4 protein-coding genes are annotated in these 10,100 nt (G+C 71.6%); all 4 read left to right on the forward strand.

Going from position 1 to position 10,100, the window contains the following annotated elements; all coding sequences use genetic code 11:
* The coding region (locus tag D7W81_RS35985) for an SDR family oxidoreductase (RefSeq protein ID WP_120559903.1) at window positions 1–864 on the forward strand (864 nt) is incomplete at its 5' end.
* 63 nt (window positions 865–927) lie between these two features.
* Window positions 928–2,352 carry a hypothetical protein gene (locus D7W81_RS35990; protein ID WP_120559904.1) on the forward strand — a complete coding sequence of 475 codons (1,425 nt, stop codon included), beginning with the start codon at window positions 928–930 and terminating at the stop codon, window positions 2,350–2,352.
* Between the two features lie 425 nt (window positions 2,353–2,777).
* Entirely contained in the window at window positions 2,778–8,681 is a 5,904-nt protein-coding gene (locus tag D7W81_RS35995; RefSeq protein WP_120559905.1) for an Ig-like domain-containing alpha-2-macroglobulin family protein, read from the forward strand.
* Window positions 8,681–10,100, forward strand: a 1,420-nt coding sequence (locus D7W81_RS36000) for a transglycosylase domain-containing protein (RefSeq protein WP_208721589.1), incomplete at its 3' end; no start/stop codon positions are given. The genes D7W81_RS35995 and D7W81_RS36000, both read left to right, overlap by 1 nt.

The raw sequence follows: 10,100 nt of genomic DNA on the forward strand, positions 1-10,100 counted from the left end.
ACGGTGTACTGCACCGGGCGCAGCGTGCGGGGCCAGCCCGCGAGCGGGGCGTCGCGGCCGGAGACGATTGAGGAGACGGCGGAGCAGGTGACGTCGCTGGGCGGCAAGGGCATCGCGGTGCGGGTGGACCACTCCGTGGAGGAGGAGGTGGACGCGCTCTGCCAGCGCATCCGCGCGGAGGCCGGGAAGCTGGACGTACTGGTCAACGACATCTGGGGCGGGGAGACGCTGCACGAACTGGGGCTGCCGTTCTGGAAGCAGTCGCCGGCGAAGGCGCGGCTGATGTTCGACCGCGCCGTGTACACGCACCTCGCCACCAGCCGCTACGCGGTGCCGCTGATGCTGGAGCGCGACCGGGGGCTCATCGTGGAGGTGACGGACGGGGACTCGTTCGGCTACCGGGGCGGCGTCTCGTACGACGTGACGAAGACGGCGGTCATCCGGCTGGCCTTCGCGATGTCGCGCGACTTGCGCCGCACGAACATCACGGCGCTGGCGGTGACACCGGGGTTCCTGCGCTCGGAGGAGATGCTGGATGGCTTCGGGGTGAAGGAGGCGAACTGGCGTGACGCGGTGAAGCAGGTCCCGGACTTCATCGCGTCGGAGACGCCGTCGTACGTGGGCCGCGCGGTGGCGGCGCTCGCGGCGGATCCGAACGTCCACCGCAGGGCGGGGCGCGTGGTCGCATCCTGGACACTGGCGCGCGAGTACGGCTTCACGGACCTGGATGGCACCCAGCCGCACTGGGCCGAGTACTTCGAGCGGACCTATGGGAAGGCGTACACCGTCGCGGACGACGCGGCCTATGCGTCGTGGATGGGGGGCTCCATCGAAATTGTGTGCCCGGACTGGCCGAAGTACTGAGGCACACGGCCCATCCCCGGCGGCCGGGCGAAGCGCTATGGTCTGACGCGAGAGGTCGCGCACATGGCCAAGGGGCACCGCAGGAACGACGAGCCGGCTCGGGTCGACGAGACCCGGGTCGCACCGCTCGATGACGACCTGGACGAGACGGAAGAGGTCCGCACCGAGCAGACCCAGGTGCCGGCCTCCGTGCAGAAGGACGCCGCGGAGGCGGCCCGTTCGTCCGCGAGCGGTTCCGGCCGGAAGTCCTGGGGCAACCAGACGCGGGTCGCGCCCACCACGGGCGCGGCCATTCGCGCCGCCGAGTTCACGGGCCTCGAGACGCGGATGACGCCGCCCCCGGTTCCCGACGAGGACCTCGTCGAGGAGACCCGCGTGGACGGCATCAAGCCCCCGCCTCCGCCCCCTGCGCGCGGTGGGGCCGATGACGCGCGCGAGGGCCCCTGGGAGGAGGCGGACGCCGAGGGATACGCCGCTCCAGAGACCGACATCCGGCCACCCCGAGGCGCTGCGCGCGAGGACAGGCAGGGCCCTCTGGAGACGGCGCGTCCGGCTCGCGGGGGTGAGGGTGCACGCCCATCGCGTGGCAGTGCCCGCGAGGAAGGGCAGGGCCTTCCGGAGATTGTCCGTCCGGGTCGCGCGGTGACTCGCGAAGAAGGCCAGGGCCTTCCGGAGATCATCCGTCCCTCCCGGGGCGCGGCCCCCGCTCGTGGGAGCGCACGCGAGGAAGGGCAGGGGCTGCCGGAGATCGCCCGCCTGGGCCGCACGGGCGCGGTCGAGGAATCCATCGAGCTTCCCGAGCTCATCCGCGCGGGCCGTGGCGCCGAGCTGGACGGAAGCTCTTCCGAACCTCCTCGCGCGGCGCGCGGCGACAGTCCGCCGAAGGCCAGCCGGCCGGAGCCGATGATCTTCGCGCCCCTCCCGTCCGCGCAGGCCGCGAGCCAGGCGGAAGCGCCGTCCGAGCTGCGCACGATGTTCGCCACCCACTCCGCGCTGCTCGCGGAGCGCCTCAAGGCAGAGCTCCAGCACAAGATCTACGGCCGCTCCCCGCACCGCATCCTGCGCGTGGACGAACCCGAAGGCCCCAGCACCGCGGGCGGCAAGCAGGCCCGTCAGGCCATCTCGCTCGTGGACCGCAAGGGGACCGCCCCCGCGCTCGTCGCGGGCTGGGTGGACGTGGCCAAGGGACAGGCCTCGCTGCGCAACCACGAGGCCGTGGCCAGGCGCTACGAGTTCCAGCACGGCACCCCGCTGGAGCTCGTGCCGGAGGAATACGAGAAGTTCCTCACCGACGTGGACGAGGTGCTGCGCACCGCCGCCATCCAGGTCCGCATCCTCGTGCCGGACGAATCCGCGCCCACCCGCGCCACCGTGGGACAGCAGGCCCCTCGCGCCACGGGCGTCGCAGTGCGCTGGGTGATGCTGCTCGTCATCGTCGCCTTCCTGCTGGGGCTCGGCGCGGGCGCCACGTTGCTGCGCGGCGGGTGAGTCCCGCCACTGTCCGCTGAAGGAAGGGACGCTCGCGCACCGGTGCGATGGCCCGGCCGCCGCGCCCCTTCCACCTTGGTGTCTCCCCATCCGGACCGGAGGCATCCATGGCGTCCCCCTCTCGCCGTCCCAAGTCCCACCTGCGCAAGCTGTTGGGCGGCTGCGTCGTGTCCGTTGCCCGGGCCTTCGCGACTGGCTCCGTGCTCGCGGACGGTCCTCCGGTGCTGGATGTCCGGCCGCGTCACGGCCGCGTTCCGATTCCGAGCCGGAACTCTCAATCGCTCGGAATCCGAGGCACGGATCCACGCCTCCCCGGGTGACACCGGAGTGAACACGGGGTGGGGGTGCCCCGTGGTACGGTGCTCGCGTCATTTTTTCAGGGGGACAGCCACGAGTGCCCGCCCTGGAACTCCGTGAGCCCCACCATGCGCAGACTCTCTCTGCTGGCCCTCTGCCTCGTCGTCGCCACCACGTGTTCGTGCGGCGACAAGGACAAGAACGGCGGCCCCCCGCAGCCCGGCACCGCGCCGGCCGCGACCTCGAAGTCCCCTGGCATCGCCGTTGAGCCGCTGCCCGAGCCTCCCGCGCTGAAGATCGACGCCCAGGACGCCGCGGAGCAGGGCCCGCTCTCCATCGCGGCCGTGCGCCCCGAAGGCCAGGTCTTCGGTCCCGCCCGGCCGACCATCACCTTCACCAAGCCGATGATCGCCCTGGGCTCCGTCGCCGCGGAGCGCGGCCTGGCGGCCCCCGCGAAGATCGCCCCCGCGCTGGAAGGCGAGTGGCGCTGGCTGGGCTCCGCGAGCGTGGAGTTCGTGCCGAGCGCTCCCGCGAAGCTGGGGACGCAGTACACGGTGACGGTGCCCGCGGGCCTCAAGGCCATGGACGGCACCGCGCTGGCGGAGCCGTACACCTTCCAGTTCGAGACGCCGCGTCCGTCGCTCCAGTTCGCGAAGCCGGAGGCGGACTACCGCTGGGTGCAGCCGGATCAATCCTTCGAGCTGACCTTCAACCAGGCGGTGAAGGACCTGGCGCAGCACGCGCGCCTGGAGCCCGCGACCGGCGCGCCCGTGCCGCTCACGCTGGTGAAGACGACGCCGTACGCGGACGTGAAGGAGGCGCAGGTGGGCAGCGGCCCGGAGCGCAAGTCCCAGGACCGCCGCGTGAAGTACGAGCTGAAGGCCGCGCAGAAGCTGCCGGCGGGGACGCAGTTCACCCTGGTGGTGGACGGCGAATTGACGGGCACGGACGGCCCGCTGCCCATGGGCGAGGCGGTGCGCTACGCGTACGCCACCTACGGCGCGCTCACGATGGAGTCCGCGGGCGCGTGCGTGTTCACCTGGGGCGAGGAGCGGTGCTCCTACGGACCGCTCATCCTCTTCACGTCCAACGAGCTGGACGCCGCGTCGCTCAAGGGCAAGGTGACGCTGGAGCCGAAGGCGGAGATCGACTGGGAGCGCGTGCAGACGCAGATGCCGTATTCGGGCGCTGAGCAGAAGCGCCCCTACGTGTCGCTGCCCGGCCGCTACCGCCCCGGCACCACGTACAAGATCAAGGTCGCCGCGGGCTACAAGGACCTCTTCGGCCAGACGGGCTCCGCCTTCCAGGGCGAGGTGAAGCTGGCGGACGTGGAGCCGTCCTTCGATTCCGGCTCGCGTGAGGCGCTGGTGGAGGCGTCCGGTGACGGCTCCATCCCGCTGATGACCATCAACGTCCCGGAGGTGCAGGCGGAGGTGTGGTCGCTGTCCCCCGCGCAGCTCGCGCAGCTCATCGACACCAACGAGTGGCCGTCCACGGAGCCCTACCGGACGACGGTGGACACGAAGTCCGCGCGCAACGTGGAGCGCACGTCGCCGCTCAACCTGCGCCCGGCGTTCAACGAGGCGAAGACGGGCCTGTTCCTCGCGCGGCTCACGGCACCTTCACTCAAGGAGCGCTACCCGCGCCGCGTCATCGGGCAGGTGACGGACCTGGCGGTGCACGCGAAGCTGGGCGCCGCTTCCGGCGTGGTGTGGGTGACGTCGCTGGCGACGGGCGCCCCGGTGCCGGACGCGCAGCTGACGCTCTGGGACAAGGCGGGCACGGAGCACTGGACGGGCAAGACGGACGCCAACGGCCTGGCGAAGGTGCCGGGCCTGTCGGAGCTGCTCAAGCCCAAGAGCGAGTCCTCCTGGGACACGCCCTGGGCCATGGTGTCCGCGGTGAAGGATGCGGACATCGGCGTGACGCTGTCGACGTGGGAAGGCGGCATGTCGCCCGGCGCGTTCTCGCTTCAGAGCGCGTGGGAGGGCCGCGTGCCGGACAGCCTGGGCTTCGTGTTCGCCGACCGCGGCATCTACCGCCCCGGTGACGACGTGATGCTCAAGGGCGTGGCGCGCTACCGCCGCCTGGGCGTGCTCAAGTCGCCGCCCGCGAACGCGAAGGCGCAGGTCACGGTGACCAGCTCGCGCGGTGAGAAGGTCTTCCAGACGGAGGCCGCCGTCACGAAGTACGGCACCTTCCGCGCGGACCTCAAGCTGGGCAAGGACATGCCCCTGGGCTACTACGAGGTGGCCGCGAAGCTGAAGGTCGGTGGCGAGTCGCTGAGCTACGGCGGCACCTTCCGCGTGGAGGAGTACCGCGCGCCGCAGTTCCGCGTGGACGTGGCGGTGACCAAGAAGGACGTCGCCGCCGGCGAGCCGCTCACCGCCCGCGTGGACGCGCGCTACCTGTTCGGCGGCGCCATGGGCGACGCGCAGGTGCGCTGGAACGTGCAGCGCGCCAGCTCCTTCTTCACGCCCCCGGGCAACGAGGCCTTCACCTTCGGCGTGAACACCTGGTGGTGGGACGACGAGCAGCCGGAGAACAGCAGCGAGTCGTTTGGCTCCGGTGACGGCCGCACGGACGCGCAGGGACAGCTGGCGCTGGCGCTGGGCACCGCGGACGCGCCGGGTGGCAAGACGTGGGAGTACACGCTGGAGGCGGAGGTGGAGGACGTCAACCGGCAGCGCGTCGCCAACCGCAACCTCGTCATCGTGCACCCCGCGGACGTCTACGCGGGCCTGCGCATGCTCTCCACCGGCTTCGCGGAAGCCGGCAAGGAAGTGGGCCTGGAAGTCGTTGCTGTATCGCCCGAGGGCAAGCGCCAGGAGGGCGTCGCGGTGGATGTGAACATCAAGCGCCGCGAGTGGAAGTCCATCCGCAAGAAGGGCGACGGCGGCCAGTGGTTCACCGTCACGGAGCCCGTGGAGACGGACGCGGCGAAGTGCTCGGTGAAGAGCGCGGCGACGCCGCAGCAGTGCAAGTTCACCCCCGCGGAGCCCGGCCTGTACGTGATGGAGGCGGTGGCCACGGACGCGAAGGGCCGCAAGGCGACGACGCGCGACTCGCTCTACGTCACCGGCTCCGGCTGGGTGTCCTGGCAGCGCAACGACACGGACCGCATCGACCTGGTGGCGGACAAGCAGCTGTACGACGTGGGCGACACCGCGAAGGTGCTGGTGAAGAGCCCGTATCCGCAGGCGGACGCGCTGGTCACGGTGGAGCGCGAGGGCGTGCTCAGCGTGCGCCGCGTGAAGCTCAAGGGCAGCGCCACCGCGCTGGACATCCCGCTGGGCGAGGGCGCCATCCCCAACGTCTTCGTGGGCGTGGTGCTGGTGCGAGGCCGCGTGGAGGCGGCCAAGGGCATCGAGTCCGGTGACGACCCGGGCCGCCCCGCGGTGCGCGTGGGCTACACCCAGCTCAAGGTGGAGAAGAAGTCCAAGCGCCTGTCGGTGGCGCTGACGCCGGACGCGCCGGAGAAGCGCCCGCGCGACAAGGTGACGGTGAACGTCGCGGTGAAGGACTCGGCGGGCCAGGGCGCGAAGGCGGAGGTGACGCTCTGGGCCGTGGATGAAGGCGTGCTGCGGCTGACGGGCTACAAGGCGCCGGATCCGCTGGACGCGATGTTCCAGGAGCGCGGCCTGTCGGTGCGCATCGGCGAGCCGCTCATCCACCTGGTGCTGCGCAAGCTGTACGGCGAGAAGGGCTCGCGGCCGGGAGGCTCCGGCGGCTCCGACACAGCGGGCTCCGGCATCCGGTCCAACTTCAAGACGACGGCGGTGTTCCAGTCGGTGGAGACGGACGACCAGGGCCAGGCGAAGGTGGAGTTCACGCTGCCCGACAACCTGACCACCTTCCGCATCATGGCGGTGGCCGTGACGGACGCGGACCGCTTCGGCGTGGGAGAGAGCAAGGTGCAGGTGGCCAAGCCGCTGCTGGCGCTGCCGGCGCTGCCCCGCCTGGTGCGCGTGGGTGACAAGGCGGAGGCCGGCGTGGTCATCCACACCACGAACCCGGCCATCAAGGAGGCCAAGGTCACCGCGAAGCTCACGGGCGTTCGCGTGGAGGGCCCCTCGGAGAAGACGGTGCAGCTGGACGGCAAGGCCCGCGAGGTGCGCTTCACCTTCGTGGCCGAGCAGCCGGGCACCGCGGTGCTGCAATTCGCCGTCTCGGGCGGCGGGGAGACGGACGCGGTGGAGCAGAAGCTCCCCGTGCAGCTGCCCGTGGGCATGGAAGCGGTGGCGGTCTACGGCGACACGACGAACGAGCGCGTGGAGGGGCTCAAGCCGCCGGGTGGCGTGCGCCCGGGCATGGGCGGCCTCACGCTGACGATGTCCTCCACGGTGATGGGCGGGTTCGACGAGTCGATGAACCAGCTGGTGGACTACCCCTATGGCTGCCTGGAGCAGATGTCGTCCCGCCTGGTTCCATTCGTCGCGCTGCGCGAGCTGTCCGGCAAGTTCGGCGTGGCGTGGACCGGCGGTTCGGACGAGCAGAAGCAGGCGTTCATCCGCGGCTTCCTCAGCGATGACGCGCTGAAGACGCAGGGCACGCTGGATCCGGACGCGGTGGTGACGGCGACGGTGCGCAAGATTGAAGCGCTCCAGAACCACGACGGCGGCTTCCGCTTCTGGGCCTCCAGTGATTGCTCGTCGCCGTATGCGTCCGCGTACGCGACGCTGGCGCTCGCCCGGGCGAAGGAGGTGGGCTACGCGGTGAACGCGAGCGTGCTCGACAAGGCGAAGAAGTTCCTGGCGGACAAGGTGGCGGCGGGCGTGTGCACGCAGTGCTCCTCCGGCTGCAACGCGCCGGGGCTGGAGACGCGGGCCTTCGCGCTCTACACGCTGGCGCGCATGGGGGCGCCGCGGCCGTCGTACTACAACGAGCTGTTCGAGCAGCGGCAGAAGCTGCCGCTCTTCGCGCGGGCGATGCTGACGGACGCCATCTTCGTGGGGAAGGGCAACCGGGCGCAGGGGCAGAAGATGCTCCAGGAGCTGCTCAACACGGCCCAGGAGTCCGCGGCGGGCGTGCACTTCCAGGAGACGGACGCGAAGACGTACGCGCCGCTCTGGTCGTCCGACACGCGCACCACGGCGCTGGTGCTCCAGACGCTGGTGAGCGTGCAGCCAGACCACCCCTACGTGTCGAAGATGGGGCGCTACCTGGCGTCCGCGCGCGAGGGTGACGGGCGCTTCCGCAACACGCAGGAGGCGGCCTTCACGCTGATGGCCCTGTCCGAAGTGGTGCGCCGCAAGGAGACGGCCGTGCCGTCGTTCGAGGCGGTGGTGAGGCTGGGCGGACAGGTGCTTGCCTCCGCTGACTTCAGGGGCCGCGACCTGGGCGTGAAGACGGTACAGGTGCCGGTGGAGAAGCTGGGCCCCGCGGACAAGGCGCAGCCCTTCACCTTCGGGGTGAACGGCACGGGCAACCTCTACTACGGGGCGCTGTTGCGCTACGCGCCGGCGCAGCTGCCGGTGGACCCGATGGACCGGGGCATCATCGTCCAGCGCTGGTTCGAGCCGTACTCGGGCGGCGGTCAGGCGAAGGCCGCGCGCGCGGGCGAGCTGGTGCGCGTGCGCGTGCGCGTGGCGACGCCCATGCGGCGCAACTTCGTGGCGGTGGACGTGCCGCTGCCCGCGGGCCTGGAGCCGGTGGACACGTCGCTGGCCAGCACGGCGAGCCTGCCGGGCCCCGCGGGCTCCGGTGAGGAGGAGGGCCCCGGCGAGGGCTACGAGTACGAGAGCGAGGAGGACCTGTCGGAGACGGACGAGGGCGAGGGCCGGAACGTCTGGGCCACGCGCTTCTGGTCGCCGTTCAACCACACGGAGATGCGGGATGACCGCGTGGTGTTCTTCGCGGACGAGCTGCCCCCGGGCGTGCACGTGACGAGCTTCGTTGCCCGGGCCACGACGCCGGGTGACTTCCTGCTCAAGCCCGCGCACGCGGAGGAGATGTACACGCCGGAGGTGTTCGGCCGCTCCGAGGGCGGACGCTTCCCGGTGCTGCTGCCGGAAGAGGTCGCTTCGAAGTGATGAAGCACCTCACGCTTCGCGGGGCAGTGCGCGCCGTGGCGGTTGTCGCGGCGCTGGTGGTGGTGGGCTGCGCGGGCTTCATCGCGTGGCCCCTGCCGGGGACGTTGCTGTCCCGCGAGGCGGTGTCCTCTCTGGTGCTCACCGACCGCACGGGCCATGCCCTGCGCGAGGTGCTCTCCCGCGAGGACGGACGCAGTGTGGGCCTTCCGGGGGGACGCATTCCCCCGAAGGTGCGGCAGGCCTTCATCGCCGCGGAGGATCAGCGCTTCACGTGGCATCCGGGTGTGGACGTGGTGGCGGTGGCCCGCGCGGCGCGCGACAACGTGTCGGCCGGGCGCATCGTGTCCGGTGCGTCCACGATTCCGCAGCAGCTGGCGCGCAGGCTGGTGCCCCGTGAGCGCTCGTGGTGGGGCAAGGCCGGTGAGGCGCTCTGGGCGCTGCGGCTGACGGCACACCTGTCCAAGGACCAGGTGATGCTGGAGTACCTGGACCGCGTGCCCCTGGGGAACTCCACGTTCGGCGTGGAGGCGGCGGCGCGGCGGTATTTCGGGCGGCCGGCGGAGCGGCTGTCGGAGGGACAGGCGGCGCTGCTCGCGGGGATGGCGCGGTCGCCCGCGCGGAGGGATCCGTACCGGCGGCCGGAGATGGCGCTGGCCGGGATGCGCGACGTGCTGTCGCGCATGGTGGAGGAGGGCTTCCTGACGAAGGAGGAGGCGCGGCTGGCGGAGGAGACGCCGCTGGACCTGGTGCCTCCGGAGCGCGTGTTCGAGGTGCCACACCTGACGACGGCGCTGCTCCAGCGGCTGCCGGAGCTGGGGTTGGACCGGGCGTCGCGCATCGAGACGACCATCGACCCGGCGCTCCAGGCGTCGGTGGAGAAGGCCATCGCGGAGGAGCTGCGGGGGCTGGCGCACCGGCGCGTGGGCGAGGCGGCGGCCATCGTCCTGGACAACGCGACGGGCGAGGTGCTCGCGTACGTGGGCTCCTCGGACTTCCTGGATGAAGCGAAGGGCGGGCAGAACGACGGTGTGCGCTCGCTGCGGCAGCCGGGGTCCGCGCTCAAGCCGTTCGCGTACGGGCTGGCGCTGAGCAAGGGCTTCACGCCGTCGAGCGTGCTCGCGGACGTGGAGGTGCACCTGGCGACGCCGGGCGGCGCGTACGTGCCGAAGAACTACGACCGGCGCGTGCACGGCCCGGTGCGGCTGCGGGCGGCGCTGGCGTCCAGCTACAACATCCCGGCCGTGCGGGTGGCGGACGCGCTGGGGCCGGAGCAGGTGCTGCGTGTGCTGCGCGAGGCGGGCTTCCAGAGCCTCAAGGAGAGCGCGTCGCACTACGGCGTGGGCATCGTGCTGGGCAACGGCGACGTGACGCTGCGCGAGCTGGCGCGGGCGTACCGGGGGCTGGCGCGCGGTGGGGTGG

The sequence above is a fragment of the Corallococcus aberystwythensis genome, from assembly GCF_003612165.1.
Classification (GTDB): domain Bacteria; phylum Myxococcota; class Myxococcia; order Myxococcales; family Myxococcaceae; genus Corallococcus; species Corallococcus aberystwythensis.